Genomic DNA, 19,181 nt, shown 5'->3' with positions numbered 1-19,181 from the left:
GTGCGCCCGGGCATGACGAAGGCCCGCCGGATGCCGTGTGCGGGCGCCCGACGGGCCTTCGGGATGTCAGTCGCGGCCGCCGAAGAGCGGGCGATAGACGAGGCCGGCGATGAGGCCGCCGACGAGGGGCGCGACGAGGAAGACCCACAGCTGCGCGAGCGCGTCGGGGCCGCCGAGCACCGCGGTCGCGATCGAGCGAGCGGGGTTCAGCGACGAGTTGCTGACCGGGATCATCACGAGGTGGAACATCGTGAGCGCGAGGCCGATCGCGAGGGGCGCGAAGCCCGCCGTCGTCGAGCCCGCGGCGGTCACGCCGAGGATGATGAGCACGAAGAGCATGGTGGCCACGATCTCGGCGAGGAGCACGGCGGGCAGGCTGAAGCCGAGCGCCGAGTGGCTGTCGAAGCCGTTCGAGACGGCGCCGAAGTCGAGGTCCTTGCCGCTCAGCACGCCGAAGAGGCCGAGCGTGAGCGTCGCGAGCACGCCACCGACGATCTGGGCAACCCAGTAGGGCAGCAGGTCGGCCCAGCGGGCGCGGCCGGCGGCCGCGGCGCCGATCGTGACGGCCGGGTTGAAGTGGCCGCCCGAGATGGAGCCGACGGCGTAGGCGCCGGCGAGCACCGCGAGGCCGACCGCCAGCGCGACGGGGAGGGCCCCGTTGTCGGGCGCGAAGAAGAGCGCGGCGCCGATGACGCCGAAGACCAGCAGGTAGGTTCCGAACGTCTCAGCGATGAGACGGCGGATGAGGGATGCGGGTGCAGGGGATTCGGCCATGTGTCCATTCCTTTCATGGCGGTCAGACGACTCTCAGGTTATAGCCGCCCCGAGGCCTTGAGCGCGAGGTAGTGGTCGGCGAGAGCGGGCGGCAGATCCTGCGGCGCTCCGGTCACGACGTCCCCACCGAGGCGGCGGATGGCGGCCGCCACGCGGGTCGCGTCGAGCAGGGCCCGCTCGGCGGCGGCGGCGCGGTAGACCTCGTCGCTCGAGCCGCGCTGCGAGGCCGCGGCCAGCACATCCGGGTCGGTCACCGACGCGACGACGACCGTGTGGTGGCGGGTGAGCTCGGGCAGCATCGCGAGCAGCGGCTGCGCGGCACCCGGCGCCTCGATCGTCGTGAGCAGCACGACGAGGGCGCGGTGCGGCGTGATCGAGCGCACGAGCGCCGGCACGCCGTACCAGTCGGGCTCGATGAGCTCGGGCTCGATCGGCGCGAGCACGTCGACCATGCGGGCGAGTAGCTGCGCGCCCGTCGCGCCCTGCACGCGACCGCGCACGCGGCGGTCGTACACGGCGAGGTCGACGCGGTCGCCCGCGCGCGTCGCGAGGGCCGCGAGCAGGAGGCTCGCCTCGAACGCCGTGTCGAGGCGCACCTCGTCGGCGATGCGCGCAGCCGCCGAGCGGCCCGAGTCGATGACGATGACGATGCGGCGGTCGCGCTCGGGGCGCCACGTGCGCACGACGAGCTTCGCACCGCCGCCCGCGGGGTCGCGGCGCCGGGCCGTCGCGCGCCAGTCGATCGAGCGCACGTCGTCGCCGCGCACGTACTCGCGCAGACTGTCGAACTCGGTGCCCTGGCCCCGGATGAGGAGGCTCGTGCGGCCGTCGAGCTCGCGCAGGCGTGCGATTCGGCTCGGCAGGTGCCGGCGCGAGGTGAACGGCGGCAGCACGCGCAGCGCCGCGGGGGCGCGCAGCGTCCGCTGGCGCGAGACGAGGTGGAGCGGGCCCGAGGAGCGCACCGTGACACCCGCCGCGTGCAGCTCGCCGCGACGCGTCGGCGTGAGCATCGTGCGGATGGCTCGGCGCTCGCCCGCGGGCACCGAGAGCCGCTGGCGGGTCGGCCGGGCGCCCGCCGAGGGCTGCCACGCGTCGCGCACGACGCCGCGCACCGTGCGGCCGCCCGCGTTGACGACGAGAAGCGTCGTCTCGACCGGCTCGCCGAGGCGCGAGCGCGCGGGCACCTCGCGTGTGACGCGCAGCGCCGCTGGGGAGCCCGCGAGCGCGAGGTCGACGACGCCCGCGAGCGTCAGGAGGGCGACCCACAGGCCGAGCCCCGGCCAGCCGCCGAGCAGCACGACGGGCACGGCGCCCAGAGCGAGCGCCGCCACGAACCAGCCCGAGATCGCCATCGGATCAGATCGGCACGCGGACCTGCTGGATGACGGACCGCAGCACGGCATCCGCCCCCACGCCCTCGAGCTCGGCCTCGGGTCGCAGCTGGATGCGGTGGCGCAGCACCGGCAGCGCCATCGCCTGGATGTGGTCGGGCGTCACGCCCGCTGCTCCCGAGAGCCAGGCCCACGCGCGGGAGGCCGCGAGCAGGGCCGTCGCGCCGCGGGGGCTCACGCCGAGCCGTACCGAGGGGCTCTGGCGGGTGCCGCGCGCGAGGTCGACCGCGTAGCCGAGCACGTCGGCGCTCACGGGCATCCGCGCCACATCCGCCTGCGCCTCGCGCAGCGTCGCGGCGTCGAGCACGGGCGTGACGCCCGCCGCCTCGAGGTCGCGCGGGTTGAAGCCCGAGGCGTGGCGCTGCAGCACCTCGACCTCGGCGTCGCGCGCCGGCAGGTCGAGTACGAGCTTGAGCAGGAAGCGGTCGAGCTGCGCCTCGGGCAGCGTGTAGGTGCCCTCGTACTCGATCGGGTTCTGTGTGGCGGCGACGAGGAACGGGGCGGGCAGCGGTCGCGTCACGCCGTCGGCAGACACCTGCCGCTCCTCCATCGCCTCGAGTAGCGCCGACTGCGTCTTCGGGGGCGTGCGGTTGATCTCGTCCGCGAGCAGGATGTTCGTGAACACCGGGCCCTCGCGGAACTCGAACTCGCCCGTCTTCGGGTCGTAGACGACCGAGCCCGTGATGTCGCCCGGCATGAGGTCGGGCGTGAACTGCACGCGTCGCGTCTCGAGGCTCAGCGAGCGCGAGAGGGAGCGCACGAGCAGGGTCTTCGCGACGCCCGGCACGCCCTCGAGCAGCACGTGGCCGTTCGCGAGCAGGGCGATGAGCAGGCCCGTGACGGCGCCGTCCTGGCCCACCACCGCCTTCCCGACTTCGTGGCGGACCCGCGACAGCGCGTCGCGCAGTTCGGTGGTGGTTGCCATGTCGTCCATTCTGTTCGGTGGTGCAGCGTTCGGTGGTTCGGGTTCAGTCGGGTCGCACCGCCTGAGCGACGTCGCGCTCGAGGCGGAGCAGGTTGTCGGAGAGGCCCACGAAGGCCGAGTCGCTGGCGGCACCCGCGCCGCGCAGCAGGAAGTCGACGGATGCGGGGTCGCGCTCCGTGACGGCGGCGCTCGCCGCGATGACCTCGTCGGCCGTCGCGCGCGGGCCGAGGCCGAGCGCGCGGGCGAGGCGCGCGATCGTCGCGGCGCGCAGCGTGCCGAGGGCGTGATCCCGGGCGCCGCCGCGCTCGTAGAGGCGCGCGCGGCCCTCCATCGTCTCGCTCGAGCGCACCTCGACCGGGAGGTCCTCGACGACGACGGGCCCCATCCGCCGCCCCCGCCACAGCGCGGCGGCGACGCCCACGAGCAGCAGCAGCACGATGAGCGGCACGTACCAGTCGGCCTGGCGCGCGGCGAGGCCCGACTCGTCGAGGGCGTAGTCGTCGACGTCGGGCTGGTACCAGACGACGCGCGGGTGCTCGCCGAGCAGGCCGAGGGCGAGGGCCGCATTGCCCTCCTCGACGATGCGCTCGTTCGTGAGCACGTCGCCCGTGCCGAGCACCGTCACCTCGCGCACACCGCGCTCGACGCGCACGAGCGCCGCGTTGCCGACGCCGTCGACGTAGCACGTGGTCGCGGATGCGGGGGCCGTGTAGCCGTCGCCCGATCCGGAGATCCTGCCCGCGCGCTGGGCGGGGCCGAGCTCGCAGTCGGCGTCGAGGGAGCCGCCGCCGAAGCCCGCGTACTTGACGCCCGGCGCGAGACCCGCGAGCACGTCGTCGCTCGGCTGCACGACGACGATATGCCGCCCGAGCGCGAGCACCTCGGCGGCCGTCTCCTCGGTGAGCAACCACCAGTCGTCGTCGAGCACGAGCGTCGCGTCGGCGCCCTCGCCGAGCGCGGCCTGGGTCGCGCCGAACGAGCTCGTGACGGTCACTTCCACGCCCTGCGCACGCAGCACCTCCGCGAGGGCCATCGCCCCGCGCGGTCCCGGGTCGACGGGGGAGCGGCGGTGCTCGCCGACATCCGACGCCGAGGCGGCCGCCCACACGAGCAGCGCGCCGAACACCACGACGACGGCGACCGCGATCCAGACGATGACGAGGCCGACGCGACGGCGCGGCGGCGCCTCCTCGGCGGCGGTCGGCGGGGCGGGGGCGACGGCGGGCGCGCTCACGGCTCGACCCTCGCGAACGGCTCAGGGGAGGGGGCGGATGCGGATGCCGCGGTCTCGAGGCGGGGACGCGTGCGCTGCACGGCCTCGTCGAGCGCGCTCATGCGCGCGTAGCGCTCGGCGTCGCCGGGGTCGCCGAGGTAGCGCACGGCGTCGAAGTCGTCGGCGGCGAGGTCGAGGGCAGCGGCGTGCTCGGGCAGCGGGGCCGCTGCCCGGCGGGCCACGTCGTGCGCCGTCGAGCCCGGCACGGTCGACACGAGGGTGCGTTCGTGCAGCGAGCGGGCGATCGCGCGGAACCGCTCCGCGATCGCCTCCGCGAAGCGCCCCGCGCGGGCGGCGGCCTCGGCGTCGCGGCGCATCGTCGCGGCGTCGCGGTGGTCGTCGGCCTCGAAGAGCTCGTCGCCCGACGAGCGGACGCCGCTCCGCGCCCGCAGCCGCGGCACCCCGAACACGAGGAACAGCACGACGATCACCGCGATGAGCACGATCACGAGCACGACGACCCAGCCGGGCATCGAGTTCTCGCCCGTGAGGCCGTTCATGAGGTCCTCGAGCCAGCGGTAGAACGCCTGCAGCCACTCGGGGGTCTCGGCGCGCGTGTCGTCCTGCCGGTAGCGCGACTTCTCGAGCTCATCCTCCAGCAGCCGGCGCGCCTCGTCGCGGTCGGGGTCGACGGGCACGTCGAACGGGAGCTTCACGCCCACGGCGACCCCGCATCCGCGGTGCTCGAGGACGGGACGCGCGACGATGCGAGGTCGGCCGGCGGACGGAACGGGTCGACCTCGTCGGGGTCGATGCGCGTCGTGGGGCGCCGCCGCTCCATGAAGCGCGAGAGCTCGAGGTCGAGACCCTCGCGCCGCATCCGCAGGTCGAGGTAGAGCAGCGCGTCGACCGACGTCGTGACGACGAGCCCGATGGCCGCGATCACCGCCGAGACGACCCCCGCCGCGATGTCGCCCGCGCGGGTCACGGCGAGGTAGTCGCCGAGGTCGCCGTTGCCCGCGACGATGCTCGCGAGCCAGCCGACGAGGAGCGTGACGGGCACGCTCACGAGCATCGTGGCGATCCAGATCATGCCCCACGCGAGGAGGCGGATGCCGAAGGTGCGCCAGAAGCTCTTGCGCGTGAGGCGCCAGGAGCGCGCGAGGGCGGCGCCGAACCGCAGGCGCTCGACCGCGAGGGCCGAGGGCACGAACGCGAGCTTCGTGCCGAGCCACGCCACCAGGGCGGCGCACGCGGGGTAGACGAGAAAGCCCGTGAAGAGGCCCGCGTAGGGGCCCGTGGGCTCGAGCAGGCCGATCGCGGCGATGCCGACCGTGCCGCCCAGCACGACTGCGAGCACGACGAGGCCCGTCCACGCGAAGGTGCGGGCGCGGATGCCGCGCGTGCGCCGGCGGAACCCGCGCGGCGTGAGACGGCGCCCGACGACCGCGTGGCTCACATCCACCGCGGCGACCGCCTGTTGCGGGACGCCCGAGCCGATCACGAGCGCCTGGATGACGAGCCAGCCAAGCGCGCCCGCCCCGAACCCGCTCACCCACGCGTAGAGCGAGGCGCTGCCGTAGCCCGAGCCGATCGAGGCGGCGAGCGGGTCGACCACGAACGCCCCGAACGCGAGGCCGCCGAGGCTCGCGGCGAGCGAGAACACGATGGCGGGCACGAGCACGACGCCGGGGTTGTGGCGCAGCGCGCGGAAGGCACCCGCGAGGATCTGCCCGAGCGTGAGCGGACGCAGCGGCACGAACGGTTCGGGAGCCGGGGGCGTCCACGTGGGCGCGGGGAATGCGCCCGTGAACTCCGCCACGCAGACCCCTCTCGTTCGCGAGCGGTGCTCAGCCGCCTGCGGCATATGGTGTCACACCCGGTGGTTCGCGGGGTGCGGTATCGGGGCGATTGCGTGTTCCTCTCCCGTGCCCATCTGTGGATGCGACTTCTCCACTGATCTCCCCTCCGCGGTAGAACAAGCGTTCGAATCTTGGGAGAATGGGGCATGGCCTCGTTCACCGACTCCCTCGCCCTGGTGGGCGACCTGTCGGTGCCGTTCACGCCCGCACCCGTCGGCTCGTTCCCGGATGCGGAGCTGCTCGCAGCGCAGCGCTCGATCGCCGAGGCGCGGAAACGGCTCGAGGCGCTCGCCGCGACGGTCGCGGGGGAGATCGCGCATCGCTCGCGACGCGAGCTCGGCAACGGCGGCCTCGCCCGGGCGAACGGCGTGCGCTCGGCGGAAGACCTCATCGCGAAGGTCACGGGCGGCTCGCGGCGCGACGCCCGCACGCTCGTGACGACCTCGGAACTGCTGCCGAGCACGCGACAGGAGCCGGCGGCTCCGCCCGTGCCGGAGTGGCGACGGGTCATCGGCGCAGCCGTCGCGGATGCCGGCATCTCGGTCGAGGCCGCGAGCGTCATCCGCACCCGGCTCGAGGCGGCGGCCGACCGGGTCGCCGACGAGGTGCTCGCCGAGGCGGCGCGGATGCTCGTCGCGGAGGCGCCCGCGCTCACGGTCGAGGAGCTCGCCGCACGTGCCGCGTTCGCTCGCGACTCGCTCGATGAGGCGGGCATCCCCGCACGCGAGGAAGCACTGCGCGCTTCGCGGTCCCTTCGCACCTCCGCGCAGCCCGACGGCATGACGCGCCTCACGGCGCTGCTCGACCCCGAGTCGGCCGCCGTCGTCGTCCCGATTCTCGACGCCGCGACGTCCCCGCGCAGGGGTGGTCCGCGGTTCGTGGATCCGGATGCCGCCCGGCGCGCCGACGACATCGTGCGCGACGAGCGCACGACCGAGCAGCTCGCCCTCGACGTCTTCGTCGATCTCCTGCGGATGGGTGCCCGCGTCGACGACGGCGCGCTCCTCGGGGACCGCAAGCCCGCCGTCCGCATCCTCGTCACGCAGGCCGACCTCGACCGCCGCAGCGGTGCCGCGTACTTCGAGGGCCAGACGGATGCCGTCTCGGTCGCGACCGCCGAGCGTTTCATCTGCGCGGGCGGCGCCGTGCCGCTCCTGTTCGACGGCGACGGGCGGGTGCTCAACCTGGGTCGCGAGCAGCGCCTGTTCAGCGAGAAGCAGCGCCTCGCCCTCGCCGCCCGCGACGGCGGTTGCCTCATGTGCGGTCGGCCGCCCTCCTGGTGCGAGGTGGAGTTGCCCGGGTTTGACGGACGGTTGTCTGTCTTCAGTTGTAGCGGATGGGGGCGACGTAGCCGAGGCTGGAGTGCAGTCGCCGGGTGTTGTAGGCCCAGATGTAGGCGAAGAGGCGGGCTCGTGCCTCGGCTCGTGTCGCGGGTTGCCCGATCGGGTAGAGATCCTCGTTCTTGAACGAGGCGAACCAGGATTCCATCACGGCGTTGTCGTGCGGGTCCTTCCGTTCACCGATCGAGACGACCATTGCGTGTTGGGCTGCGAGGTCGTTCCAGTCGTTGGAGGTGAACTGGTAGCCGCGATCGGAGTGGATCACGCATCCGGGTTTCGGGTGTCGGATCTTGATTGCTTCTGTCAGCGCCGTGATCGCTGTCCGCGGGGTTTCGTGCCCATCGGTGGCCCAGGCGATCACCTCGCGGTTGAAGGCGTCCAGCACGACGGCGGCGTGCAGCCAACCTTCGCCGGTGCGGATCATCGTCAAGTCCGTGAACCACAGTCGGTTCGCTGCCGCGACCGAGAACTGCTGCTTGACCGCGTCGATGATGTCGATGCGGCGTGAGGTTGGCACCGAACGTCGCCGGCTTCCGACTCGACCTCGGCGGGCATGCAATCCGTTTTCTCGCAGCAGCCGCGCGACCCGATGCCGACCGATCCGAACCCCTTGAGCAAGCAACTCGCGGTGCACCCGTGGCGCTCCGTAATAGGCGAACTCGGCATGGATCGCCTCTATCCGCTCCAGCACCGCAGCATCCTGGAGGGCACGGCGGGACGGGCCGCGGCCGACCCAGTCGTAGTAGCCCGACCGCGACACACCCAGCACACGGCACAGCATCGAGATCCGCCTGGTCGGGGTTCTGGCCTTCTCCGCCGCGATCCACCGGTAGACCTCTACCGGTGACGCCTCGCGAAGAAGGCCAACGCTTTTCCCAGGACCTCCAGCTCTTCGGTCCGTTCCCCGAGTTCCCGCTCCAGCCGGGCGATCTTCGCCTTGTCTGACTCGACCGGCCGATCAGGCAACGACCCGGCCGCCTTCTTGTCCGCCACCCGCACCCAGTTCGACACTGTCGTCGCCGACAGCTCGAACTCCCGCGCCAGATCCTTGAACGTCCGGCCACGCCGATACAACTCGACGACCTGATCCTTGAACTCCTGCGAAAACTCCCGCGCCACAAGAACACCTTCCCGCGACCGAACAGCCGCTGTCTCGATGTCCGTCAAACCCGGGCAACTCCAAGGCCCACCACATCGACCACTGGGACGAGCACCACGGCCGCACCGACGTCGACGACGGCGTGCTCCTGTGCCGCTTCTGCCACCTCACCGTGCACAACAACGGCTGGCGCATCCGCCGAGAACGCGGCGACTACCTGCTCGAGGCCCCGGACGACGCGGGCACCCTCCGCCGCACACCCCTGCCCACCCGCAGCCCCGCCCACGCCCGCCTGCGCGCGACCGCGTGACGCCGCGCCCGCCCGCCCCCAGCCGCCCTCCCACTACTCTGAATCCAGGCACAGCCCCGCGCCCGCGGGGAGACACGGAGCAACGAGGTCCATGAACGCGCGCATTCTCGTGGTCGACGACGACCCCGCGATCGCCGAGATGATCGGCATCATCCTCCGCGGCGAGGGCTACGAGCCCCTGTTCGCCGCCGACGGCACCGCGGCCATCGACAGCTTCCGCAGCGAGCGCCCCGACCTCGTGCTGCTCGACCTCATGCTGCCCGGCATGAGCGGCCTCGAGGTGTGCCGCACCGTGCGCGGCGAGTCCGGCGTGCCCATCATCATGCTCACCGCGAAGGGCGAGCCGACGGATGTCGTGCAGGGTCTCGAGTCGGGCGCCGACGACTACGTCGTCAAGCCCTTCAACCCCAAGGAGCTCGTCGCGCGCATCCGGGCCCGCCTGCGCCCGAGCCTTCCCGACACGACCGAGCGCATCCAGATCGGCGACCTCGTCATCGACGTCGCCGGCCACGAGGTGCGCCGGGGCGACAGCCGCATCAACCTGACCCCGCTCGAGTTCCAGCTGCTGCTCGCGCTCGCCGCCAAACCGCAGCAGGTGTTCACGCGCGAGATGCTGCTCGAGCAGGTGTGGGGCTACCACTACAAGGCCGACACGCGCCTCGTGAACGTGCACGTGCAGCGCCTGCGCGCGAAGGTCGAGCACGACCCCGACAACCCGCGCATCGTCACGACAGTGCGGGGCGTCGGCTACCGCGCGGGCGCCGTCACCTAGGAGACCACGCACGTGCGGTGGGAGTGGCGCACCTGGCGGGAACGCCTGCTCCACCTGTGGCGTGGCTCGCTGCGGGTGCGCACCATCGTGCTCACCGTCGTGCTCTCCGCCCTCGCCGTCACCGTCATCGGCGTGCTCATCTCGTCGTCGGTGCGCACCAACCTCTTCGACTCCCGCCGCGACCAGGTGCTCGCCGAGTCGGGCCGTGCCGCCGACCAGGCGCAGCGGATGTTCACCAACGCCGCCGAGCTCGGCGACGGCGCCGACGTGCAGTCGACCGCCGACTCCGCCCTCGACGCCGTGCAGCGCTCCACCACGGCGAGCTACCTCGCCCTCCTGCGCACCACCGGCCAGGACGCCCCCGTGCTCGTCGAGAACCGCGCGAGCTTCGTCGACTTCACCGACCGCTTCGTCTCGGATGAGCTCCGCGACGAAGCCCTCGAGGGCGCCGGCACGACCGTCACGTGGCAGCCGGTGGCCATCCACCGCGACTCGGGCGACGTGCCCGGAATCACGACCGCCGCATCCATCGACACGGTGCTCTCGGGCCGCTACGAGCTCTACCTCGTCTACGACCTGTCCGACGTGCAGCAGACCCTCGACTTCGTGCAGGGCATCCTCATCGCCGCCGGCATCGCGCTCGTCGGCCTCTTCGCGGGCGTCGCCTACCTCGTCGTGCGCCTCGTCGTCGGGCCCGTGCGCGTCGCCGCCGACGTGTCCGAGAAGCTCGCCGCGGGCGACCTCGAGGAGCGCCTCCCCGTGAAGGGCGAGGATGAACTCGCCACCCTCGCCCGCTCCTTCAACCGCATGGCCGACAGCCTGCAGAGCCAGATCCGCCAGCTCGCCGACCTGTCGCACGTGCAGCAGCGCTTCGTGTCGGATGTGTCGCACGAGCTGCGCACGCCCCTCACCACCATCCGCCTCGCGGGCGACGTGCTCTACGACCAGCGTGCCGACTTCCCGCCCACGACCGCCCGCACCGCCGAGCTGCTGCACACGCAGGTGGAGCGGTTCGAGGCGATGCTCGCCGACCTGCTCGAGATGAGCCGCTACGACGCGGGCGCCGTCGAGCTCGAGACCGACCCCACGAACCTCGTGCGGCTCGTCGAGGAGTCGATCTCCGCCGTCGAGCCGCTCGCGGTCGAGCGCGGCAGCGAGATCCGCCTCGTGGCTCCCGGCGGCTACTTCGAGGCCGACGTGGACGCGCGCCGCATCCGCCGCATCCTGCAGAACCTGCTCGGCAACGCGATCGATCACGGCGAGGCGAAGCCCATCGTCGTCTACGTCGACTCCGACGAGCGGGCGGTCGCGATCGCGGTGCGCGACTACGGCGTCGGCATGAAGCCCGAGCACGTCGAGCGCGTCTTCGACCGCTTCTGGCGCGCCGACCCGTCCCGCCAGCGCACGACGGGCGGCACGGGCCTCGGCCTCGCGATCTCGCTCGAGGATGCGGCGGCGCACGGCGGGGAGCTCGCGGTGTGGTCGGAGCCCGGCGAGGGCACGTGCTTCCGCCTCACCATCCCGCGGCGCCGCGGCGAGGCGCTCACGGGTGGCTCCCCGCTCGGCCTCCCGCCCGACACGGAGGTGGCGGCATGAGCGGCGCCGAGATCAACGGCGGCAGGAGCGCATCCCGCGCACGCCCCCTCGCGGCGCTCGCGGCCGTCGCGGCGCTCCTCGCGGGTTGCGCCGGCATCCCCACGAGCGGGCCCGTCGGCACGGTCGAGATCGGCGGCGACGACGGCGGCGGCGAGCTGCTGACGCTCGCCGAGGGCCCGCAGCCGGGCGACACCCCCGACCGCCTGCTCACCGGTTTCCTCATCGCCCAACGCGCCCCGCAGCAGAACTACTCGGTCGCGCGCGAATTCCTCACCTCCGACTTCCGCGCCGAGTGGTCGCCGACGGCGCGCGTGCTCATCAGCGACACCCCGATCGTCGTGCAGGGCGGCCCCGAAGAGGACCGGCTCGAGGTCAACGTCAACGTCGGCGCCTTCGTCGACGCGACGGGCGTCTACACCGAACTGCCGCGCGCCGAGGCGCAGGAGCTGCCGTACACCTTCGAGAAGAACGCCGACGGCGAGTGGCGCATCGCGAGCGCGCCCGAGGGCATCCTGCTCACGAGCGCACGCTTCATGAGCACCTTCGGCACCTACCCGCTCTACTTCTTCGACCCCGGCTGGCGCGGCCTCGTGCCCGACGTGCGCTGGTTCCCGAACACGGCATCCCGCGCCGACCGCATCGTGAAGGAGCTGCTCGCCGGTCCGTCGCCCTGGTACGGCAACGGCGTGCTCGTGAGTGCGTTCCCGTCGGGCACGAAGCTCGACCCGGGCGTCGAGGTGTCGAGCGGCACGGCGACGGTCGCGCTCGCGGGCGACATCGCGAGCCAGGATGCGGCGGCCCGCTGGCGCATGCAGGAGCAGCTGCGGCTGAGCCTCAGCGCGCTGAGCGACGTCGTCTCGGTCGAGGTCACGGTGGGCGGCTTCCCCGTGGAGGCCGGCTCGGGCCAGCCGACGGAGTCGTCGTACCCGGTGAGCGCCGACCCCCTCGGCCTGACGGAGCGCGGTTTCGGCTACCTCACGGCGTCGACGGTCGACGCCGTGCCCGGCATCAGCGCGCGCGTGGAGGCGCTCGGCGCCCTGGGTGCGACGCTCGCGCGCGGCGGCGCGCAGGCGGCTGTGCGCACCGCCGCGGGCGTGTGGTCGGTGAGCGCCGACGCGGATCCGCTGCTCGTCGACACCCGTGCGGGCCTCGTCGACCCGAGCATCGACCGCGACGGCTTCGTGTGGTCGGCCGTCGCATCCGACCCCGGCAGCATCCTCGCGTTCGACGCGGGCGGCGGTGCGCACGAGGTCGGGTCGCCGCACGTCGACGGCGCGATCGTGTCGCTCGACGTCTCGCGCGACGGCGCGCGCCTGCTGCTCGGCACACGCGGCCCGAACGGATCGGCGCTCACCCTCGTGGGCATCGTCCGCGACGCCGCGGGGGTGCCCATCGGCCTCGGCACGCCGCTCGCGCTGCCGATCAGCTCGTCGCCGCTCCTCGACGCGGCGTGGGCGGACTCGTCGACGGTCGTCACGCTGAGCGAGTCCGGTTCCGAGACGCAGGTCGACCTGTACCGCATCGGCGGACGCCACGACAGCCTCGGCTCACTCGAGGGCGGCGCGCAGCTCGTGGGCGGCAACGCGGCGGACGGCGTGCGCGTGCGCGCCGACGACGGCACCGTGTGGCGCCGCAACTCGAGCGGCGGCTGGCAGTCGACGGGCATCGTCGCCTCCTTCCTCGCGACCCAGCAGTAGCGCTCTCCACCGATCCCGGATGCCGCGCTCCCGTCGCGCGGCACGTCCGGCACGCTCGGGGCGTGGATGCGGTGAGCGGTGCCTGGGCCACGCTCGTGCGGGAGGCGCTCCTCGACGCCGTCGCGCTCGTCCTCCCCGTCGCGTGCGCCGGATGCGGTGCCGACGGCCGCGAGCTGTGCGACGCGTGCCGGGCGCGACTGCGGGCGGCCGAGCCCGTGCGCACGGTCGCGCCGGGCGGCATCCGGGTCTTCGCGGGCGCCGCCTACGGAGACCTCGTGCAACGTGTCGTGCTCGCCGCGAAAGACGGCCGCACGGGGCTCGCGACCCCGCTCGCGGGGCTGCTCACGGCCGCGGTCGCCCTCGCCGTGGACGATGAGGCGGTGCCGGATGCCGCCGAGGCCTGCGCGATCCCCTCGAGCCGCGCTGCTTTTCGCCGCCGCGGCTACGACCCCGTGCGCCTCGTGCTCGCGCGCGCCGGCATCCGTCACGTGCGCGTGCTGCGACCCGCGCGCCCGCACCGCACCCAGAAGGGCCTCGCACGGGACGACCGGGAGGCCAACCTCCGCGGCGTGCATCGCGCCCGAGGGCCCCTCGACGGTCGCGTCTTCGTGCTCGTCGACGACGTCGTCACGACGGGCGCGACGCTCGCGGAGGCCGCGCGCGCCATCCGGCATGCGGGCGGCGAGGTCGTCGCGGCGGTCGCGATCGCGGCCACGCCGCTGCGCTCGGCGCGCCGCGCGCGGCTCACACGCAGCCCTCAGCGAAAAGCGGGTGACAACCCGGACGGGCCGGGCTACGGTGGGCGAAAAGGCGCGAAGGAGACGACCGCCTGATCCACTAGGCGGCACTTCGGCCGGATCAGGGAGGTCGCCATGGATGTCACCATCACCGGACGCAACGTCGGGATCCCGGACCGGTTCGAGGACTACGTCGACGAGAAGGCCGAGAAGATCGCCCACCTCGCCCCGCGCGCTCTCGCCTTCGAGGTGAAGCTCTCGCGGCACCGCGAGACGATCGCGTCGAGCGGCGACGACCGCATCGAGCTCACGGTCATCGGCCCGGGCCCGATCGTGCGCGCCGAGGCGGAGTCGGGCGACAAGTACTCGGCGTTCGACATCGCCTTCGACAAGCTCCTCGAGCGCATCCGTCAGGCGAAGGATCGCAAGAAGGTGCACCGCGGCCAGCACCGCCCCACGTCGCTGCGCGAGGCGGCGGCGGACGGCTTCGCGAAGGTCGCCGTCGCACCCGCGCCGGCCGACGTGATCGAGAAGGTCGCGACGGGCGCCGTACCGGTGGTGGACGAGGAGGCGACGGAGGAGGACTGGAGCCCCGTCGTCATCCGCGAGAAGGAGTTCCCCGCGGAGCTCATGACGGCCGAGGACGCCGTCGACCGGATGGAGCTCGTGGGTCACGACTTCTTCCTCTTCATCGACGCGCGCACCGACAAGCCGAGCGTCGTGTACCGCCGCAAGGGCTGGGACTACGGTGTCATCAAGCTCGACACGGAGGTCGCGGCCCTGGCAGGGCGCTGAACTCACGGCGTACTCGGCCCCGGGGCGGCTAGGCTGTCGAGGTCAAGGGCGCCTCCGCGCGCCCGGAACCCGGACAGGAGGCCATTCGTGGCGAACGTTGTCGAGAAGGTCCTGCGCGTCGGCGAAGGCAGGATCCTGCGTCGGCTCAAGGCATACGCGGAAGCCGTCAACGAGCTCGAGGACGCGTTCTCGGAGCTCACCGACGAGGAGCTGCGCGCCGAGACCGCGGAGTTCCGTGAGCGCTACGCGAACGGCGAGACCCTCGACGACCTGCTCCCCGAGGCCTTCGCCGCCGTGCGCGAGGCCGCCAAGCGCACCCTCGGCCTCCGTCACTTCGACGTGCAGCTCATGGGCGGTGCCGCCCTGCACATGGGCAACATCGCCGAGATGAAGACCGGCGAGGGCAAGACGCTCGTCGCGACGACGGCCGCCTACCTCAACGCGATCCCCGCGCGCGGTGTGCACGTCGTCACGGTCAACGACTACCTCGCGAGCTACCAGTCCGAGCTCATGGGCCGCGTCTTCCGCGCCCTCGGCATGACGACGGGCTGCATCCTCTCCGGCCAGAGCCCCGCTGAGCGTCGCGAGCAGTACGCCGCGGACATCACCTACGGCACGAACAACGAGTTCGGCTTCGACTACCTGCGCGACAACATGGCGTGGCAGGCGTCCGACATGGTGCAGCGCGGGCACTTCTTCGCGATCGTCGACGAGGTCGACTCGATCCTCATCGACGAGGCCCGCACGCCGCTCATCATCTCCGGCCCGTCGTCGGGTGAGGCGAACCGCTGGTTCGGCGAGTTCGCGAACATCGCGAAGCGCCTGCAGGAGGGCGTCGACTACGAGGTCGACGAGAAGAAGCGCACGGTCGGCGTGCTCGAGCCCGGCATCGAGAAGGTCGAGGACTACCTCGGCATCGACAACCTCTACGAGTCGGCGAACACGCCGCTCATCTCGTTCCTCAACAACTCGATCAAGGCGCGCGCGCTCTTCAAGCGCGACAAGGACTACGTCGTCATGAACGGCGAGGTGCTCATCGTCGACGAGCACACGGGCCGCATCCTCGTCGGCCGCCGCTACAACGAGGGCATCCACCAGGCCATCGAGGCGAAGGAGGGGGTGCAGATCAAGGCCGAGAACCAGACGCTCGCGACCGTGACCCTGCAGAACTACTTCCGTCTCTACCAGAAGCTCTCCGGCATGACCGGTACCGCCGAGACCGAGGCGGCCGAGTTCATGTCGACCTACAAGCTCGGCGTCGTGCCCATCCCCACGAACCGCCCGATGATCCGCAAGGACCAGCCCGACCTCATCTACAAGAACGAGCAGGTCAAGTTCGAGCAGGTCGTCGAGGACATCGTCGAGCGCCACCGCACGGGCCAGCCGGTGCTCGTCGGCACGACGAGCGTCGAGAAGAGCGAGTACCTCTCGCGCATGCTCGCGAAGCGCGGCGTGAAGCACGAGGTGCTCAACGCGAAGAACCACGCGCGCGAGGCCGCGATCATCGCCCAGGCGGGTCGCCTCGGCGCCGTCACCGTCGCCACCAACATGGCCGGCCGCGGCACCGACATCATGCTCGGCGGCAACGCGGAGTTCCTCGCCGTCGCGGAGATGAACAACCGCGGCCTGAGCCCCGTCGACACCCCCGACGAGTACGAGGCGGAGTGGGACGGCGTATTCGAGGCGGTCAAGGAGCGCGTCGAGGAGGAGGCCGCGAAGGTCCGCGAGGCCGGCGGTCTGTACGTGCTCGGCACCGAGCGCCACGAGTCCCGCCGCATCGACAACCAGCTGCGCGGTCGCTCCGGCCGTCAGGGCGACCCGGGCGAGAGCCGCTTCTACCTGTCGCTGCAGGACGACCTCATGCGTCTGTTCAACACGGGCGCGGCCGAGATGCTCATGCGCGGCGCTCCCGACGACCTGCCGATCGAGTCGAAGGCCGTCTCGCGCGCCATCCGCTCGGCCCAGTCGCAGGTCGAATCGCGCAACGCCGAGATCCGCAAGAACGTGCTCAAGTACGACGACGTGCTCAACCGCCAGCGCGAGGCGATCTACTCGGACCGCCGCCACATCCTCGAGGGCGACGACCTGCACGACCGCGTGCAGAAGTTCCTCACGGATGTCGTGGGTGACGTCGTCGACGAGCACACGGCCGAGGGCTCGAGCGACGACTGGGACCTCGAGGCGCTGTGGACGGAGCTCAAGACGCTCTACCCCGTGTCGATCACCATCGACGAGGTGCTCTCGGAGGCCGGCTCGCGCGGCAGCCTCAAGCCGAAGGCCCTCAAGGAGGAGCTGCTCTCGGATGCGCGCATCGCGTACCAGCGCCGCGAGGACCAGCTCGGCTCGGCCGCCACGCGCGAGCTCGAGCGCCGTGTCGTGCTGTCGGTCATCGACCGTCGCTGGCGAGACCACCTGTACGAGATGGACTACCTGAAGGACGGCATCGGCCTGCGTGCGATGGCGCAGCGCGACCCGCTCGTCGAGTACCAGCGCGAGGGCTACGCCCTGTACCAGTCGATGATGGACGCGATCCGCGAGGAGTCGATCGGCTTCCTGTTCAACCTCGAGGTCGAGGTGACCTCGGGCGAGGGCGAGGCGCGCGTCGCGGCGAAGGGTCTCACCGCCCAGCAGCCCCCGCAGCAGAACCTCAGCTACTCGGCGCCGAGCGACGACGCCTCGGGCGAGGTGGAGGTGCGCAACCAGCGCGGCCAGGTGCAGCGTGCCGCCACGGCGCGCGCGCAGCAGCAGGCGCGTCCGCAGGCGCAGCAGGCTCAGCAGGCTCCCGCCGAGCGCGGCGCCTTCGGGCAGCGCGTCGACGGCGGCGCCCCGCAGCAGGCCCCGCTCAACCGCGCCCAGCGTCGCGCTCAGGACCGCAAGCGGTAGTCGCCCCGGGCGCGGGGGTGCGGACTCGCTTGCGAGTCGCATGCCCCCGCGCGCCTGGACGGCGCGCTCCCGCCCGTCTCGATGCCGGCGTCTCGGAAGCGAGCCCGCATCCCCGCTGACGTGATCGCGGGCTACAGCACGTGGATCGCGGTGGCGCGCCAGCGGCGGTCGAGGCCCTCGAGTCGGAGGGCGACGGCGCGTGTGCGGGCGCGGCCGTGCACGGTGACGACCGCTTCGACGACGCCGTCGCGCGGCTCGCACAGGGTCACGTTGCCGAGGGTGAACACGGGGCGCACGGCGGGCCGCCGCGCGGCCTGACGGGCCTGGGCCGACACGACGACGCGCTTGAGGAGCGTCGCGTAGACGCCGTCGTCGACCCAGCGCGCGATCTGCTCGAGGTCGCGGGCGCCCGCGATAATCTCGATGACGCAGCGCGTGAGGTTCTCGAGGAGGGGCCGCGGGTCGGGCAGCTCCCGCGTGGCGGCGGGCTGTCGGCCGAACAGCTCCTCGTCGTCGAGACGGGGTGCGATCGCGCGCGCCGTGCTGCCGTCGACCGCCGCCTCGCCACCGCGCATGCCATGCCTCTCTGTACCCGGCTGTCTCCCCCCGAACGGGGGGACGCGCCTCACCTTGGCACACGAAGGTTTCTCGTGTCGAGACATGGCTTCGGGTTGTGGAGAACTGTGACGCGGCCGGCGGGGCGGGCACTACGGTCGCTGCCGTGCGCTGGGATGAGCTGTTCGCCGACATCGAGAGCCAGCTCGAGCACGAGCTCGACCTCGAGCGGCAGGGGCTCGCGGTCGAGGAGGAGCGTCTGCGGCTCGCCCGGCTCGCCCTGCGCGACCGCGTGCTCGAGATGGGGAGAGCGGATGCCGTGGTCCTCGTGCTCGCGGACGGCACGTCGCTCGCGCTCCGCGTCGGGTCCGCCGGCCGCGACTGGGTCGCGGGGGAGTGCGCCGCGGGCGCCGCGACGGGCACCGCAGTCGTGCCGCTCGCAGCCGTCGCCGCTGTGCTGCCCGTGGGCGGTCAGCTCGCGGCGGGGCTCAAGCCGGCGGCGCCCGAGGCGCTGACGGCCCGCCTCGGGCTCGGCTTCGTGCTGCGCGACCTGTGCCGGCGGCGGGCACCCGTGGAGGTGCGCACGCGCGTCGGCGTCGTGCACGGCACGATCGACCGCGTCGCACGCGACCACCTCGACCTCGCCGAGCACGAGTCGGGGGAGGTGAGGCGCGACGCGGCCGTGCGCCGCATCCGTCTCGTGCCCTTCGACGCGGTGCTGTGCGTGCGCGCGTGACAGGCGCGCCGCGAGTGGGCGGCGCCGTCAGGCGAAGAGCTCGGGCAGGTCGGTGAACTCGGCCTGGTGCCAGAGACCGGCCCGACGGGTCTCCTCGTAGCGGGCGGCGATGTACGCCTCGAGCACCTCGCGTTCGATGCGCCATTGGCCGTGGGCGCCGAGCTTGATGGCGGGCAGCTCGCCGCTGCGCACGAGGGCGTACGCCTGCCCGGCGGAGATGTTGAGCACGTCGGCGGTGTCGGCGAGCGTCAGGAACCGTCCGAGCCCGGGAGCCGCATCCGCTGTCATGGCCCCGATTATGCGGCGGCGCGCCGTGGGATCGCTCCCGCTGCGTGGACGGCTGTGGATAACCGGACGGGTGGGGCGGAGCCCAGGCGGGTGCGGCCCGGGCCCCGCCGCCACCTCAGCCTGCGGGTGACGGGCACTCACGCTAGGAGCCGCCTGGATCGGGCGGGAAGGGACATCTGTCCCGATCCCCGTGGGCGCTGTGGACAAC

Annotated in this window: 18 protein-coding genes and 2 pseudogenes; 10 read left to right on the top strand and 10 right to left on the bottom strand. The window is 72.6% G+C overall.

Annotated elements, in window-relative coordinates; all coding sequences use genetic code 11:
- Positions 1-66: 66 nt before the first annotated feature.
- The 6 genes from H4J02_RS11185 to H4J02_RS11160 are packed head-to-tail and all read right to left on the bottom strand — an operon-like array spanning position 67 to position 6,125.
- The gene (locus H4J02_RS11185; protein ID WP_187674652.1) at positions 67-774 is read right to left on the bottom strand and encodes an aquaporin; all 708 of its coding nucleotides are present in this window, start codon (positions 772-774) and stop codon (positions 67-69) included.
- 38 nt (positions 775-812) lie between these two features.
- Entirely contained in the window at positions 813-2,126 is a 1,314-nt protein-coding gene (locus tag H4J02_RS11180) for a DUF58 domain-containing protein (protein ID WP_187674651.1), read from the bottom strand.
- Positions 2,127-2,130: 4 nt separating this feature from the next.
- Positions 2,131-3,090, bottom strand: coding sequence for a MoxR family ATPase (locus H4J02_RS11175; RefSeq protein ID WP_262406053.1), 960 nt, complete (start codon positions 3,088-3,090; stop codon positions 2,131-2,133).
- A 43-nt stretch (positions 3,091-3,133) separates the two neighbouring features.
- The gene (locus H4J02_RS11170; protein WP_187674649.1) at positions 3,134-4,324 is read right to left on the bottom strand and encodes a DUF4350 domain-containing protein; all 1,191 of its coding nucleotides are present in this window, start codon (positions 4,322-4,324) and stop codon (positions 3,134-3,136) included.
- Positions 4,321-5,025, bottom strand: a complete 705-nt coding sequence (locus H4J02_RS11165; protein ID WP_187674648.1) for a DUF4129 domain-containing protein — start codon at positions 5,023-5,025, stop codon at positions 4,321-4,323. Before H4J02_RS11165 ends, H4J02_RS11170 begins: the two co-directional genes overlap by 4 nt.
- Entirely contained in the window at positions 5,016-6,125 is a 1,110-nt protein-coding gene (locus H4J02_RS11160; protein WP_187674647.1) for a hypothetical protein, read from the bottom strand. The genes H4J02_RS11165 and H4J02_RS11160 overlap by 10 nt, the downstream gene beginning before the upstream one ends.
- A 186-nt stretch (positions 6,126-6,311) precedes the next feature.
- Between H4J02_RS11160 and H4J02_RS11155 the strand changes: the two genes are divergently transcribed.
- Positions 6,312-7,631, top strand: a complete 1,320-nt coding sequence (locus H4J02_RS11155) for a DUF222 domain-containing protein (protein ID WP_187674646.1) — start codon at positions 6,312-6,314, stop codon at positions 7,629-7,631.
- Here H4J02_RS11155 and H4J02_RS14040 read toward each other — a convergent pair.
- A pseudogene (locus H4J02_RS14040) lies at positions 7,555-8,328 on the bottom strand (IS3 family transposase); the annotation flags it as partial. The gene H4J02_RS11155 and the pseudogene H4J02_RS14040 sit on opposite strands and share 77 nt — an antisense overlap.
- Positions 8,329-8,342: 14 nt before the next feature.
- The gene (locus H4J02_RS11150; protein WP_187674645.1) at positions 8,343-8,672 is read right to left on the bottom strand and encodes a transposase; all 330 of its coding nucleotides are present in this window, start codon (positions 8,670-8,672) and stop codon (positions 8,343-8,345) included.
- Between H4J02_RS11150 and H4J02_RS14120 the strand changes: the two are divergent.
- The 8 genes and pseudogenes from H4J02_RS14120 to secA form a co-directional block, all read left to right on the top strand.
- Positions 8,654-8,740, top strand: a pseudogene (locus H4J02_RS14120) (hypothetical protein); the annotation flags it as partial. The gene H4J02_RS11150 and the pseudogene H4J02_RS14120 sit on opposite strands and share 19 nt — an antisense overlap.
- Positions 8,741-8,746: 6 nt before the next feature.
- Positions 8,747-8,914, top strand: a complete 168-nt coding sequence (locus tag H4J02_RS14035) for a hypothetical protein (protein ID WP_262406052.1) — start codon at positions 8,747-8,749, stop codon at positions 8,912-8,914.
- Between the two features lie 91 nt (positions 8,915-9,005).
- Positions 9,006-9,686 (top strand): MtrAB system response regulator MtrA, encoded by a 681-nt coding sequence (gene mtrA, locus H4J02_RS11140; protein WP_187674644.1) that lies wholly within the window; start codon positions 9,006-9,008, stop codon positions 9,684-9,686.
- A 12-nt stretch (positions 9,687-9,698) separates the two neighbouring features.
- Positions 9,699-11,282, top strand: coding sequence for an MtrAB system histidine kinase MtrB (mtrB, locus tag H4J02_RS11135; RefSeq protein WP_187674643.1), 1,584 nt, complete (start codon positions 9,699-9,701; stop codon positions 11,280-11,282).
- Entirely contained in the window at positions 11,279-12,979 is a 1,701-nt protein-coding gene (locus tag H4J02_RS11130; protein WP_187674642.1) for an LpqB family beta-propeller domain-containing protein, read from the top strand. The genes mtrB and H4J02_RS11130 overlap by 4 nt, the downstream gene beginning before the upstream one ends.
- 62 nt (positions 12,980-13,041) lie before the next feature.
- Positions 13,042-13,812, top strand: coding sequence for a ComF family protein (locus tag H4J02_RS11125; RefSeq protein ID WP_187674641.1), 771 nt, complete (start codon positions 13,042-13,044; stop codon positions 13,810-13,812).
- Between the two features lie 39 nt (positions 13,813-13,851).
- The gene (gene hpf, locus H4J02_RS11120) at positions 13,852-14,511 is read left to right on the top strand and encodes a ribosome hibernation-promoting factor, HPF/YfiA family (protein WP_187674640.1); all 660 of its coding nucleotides are present in this window, start codon (positions 13,852-13,854) and stop codon (positions 14,509-14,511) included.
- An 87-nt stretch (positions 14,512-14,598) separates the two neighbouring features.
- Positions 14,599-17,394, top strand: coding sequence for a preprotein translocase subunit SecA (gene secA / locus H4J02_RS11115; RefSeq protein WP_187674639.1), 2,796 nt, complete (start codon positions 14,599-14,601; stop codon positions 17,392-17,394).
- 131 nt (positions 17,395-17,525) lie between these two features.
- Here secA and H4J02_RS11110 read toward each other — a convergent pair whose 3' ends face one another.
- Positions 17,526-17,969: an Rv3235 family protein gene (locus H4J02_RS11110; RefSeq protein ID WP_262406051.1), complete on the bottom strand. Its 444-nt coding sequence runs from the start codon at positions 17,967-17,969 to the stop codon at positions 17,526-17,528.
- A gap of 146 nt (positions 17,970-18,115) precedes the next feature.
- Between H4J02_RS11110 and H4J02_RS11105 the strand changes: the two genes are divergently transcribed.
- On the top strand, positions 18,116-18,685 hold the full coding sequence (locus tag H4J02_RS11105; RefSeq protein WP_187674638.1) for a hypothetical protein: 570 nt from the start codon (positions 18,116-18,118) through the stop codon (positions 18,683-18,685).
- Between the two features lie 27 nt (positions 18,686-18,712).
- On the opposite strand, the gene H4J02_RS11100 is transcribed toward H4J02_RS11105, so the two are convergent.
- Entirely contained in the window at positions 18,713-18,973 is a 261-nt protein-coding gene (locus H4J02_RS11100) for a helix-turn-helix domain-containing protein (protein WP_187674637.1), read from the bottom strand.
- Between the last annotated feature and the right edge of the window lie 208 nt (positions 18,974-19,181).

It is taken from the genome of Protaetiibacter sp. SSC-01 (genome assembly GCF_014483895.1).
GTDB lineage: Bacteria > Actinomycetota > Actinomycetes > Actinomycetales > Microbacteriaceae > Homoserinibacter.
This window is presented reverse-complemented; position numbering and strand designations above follow the sequence as displayed.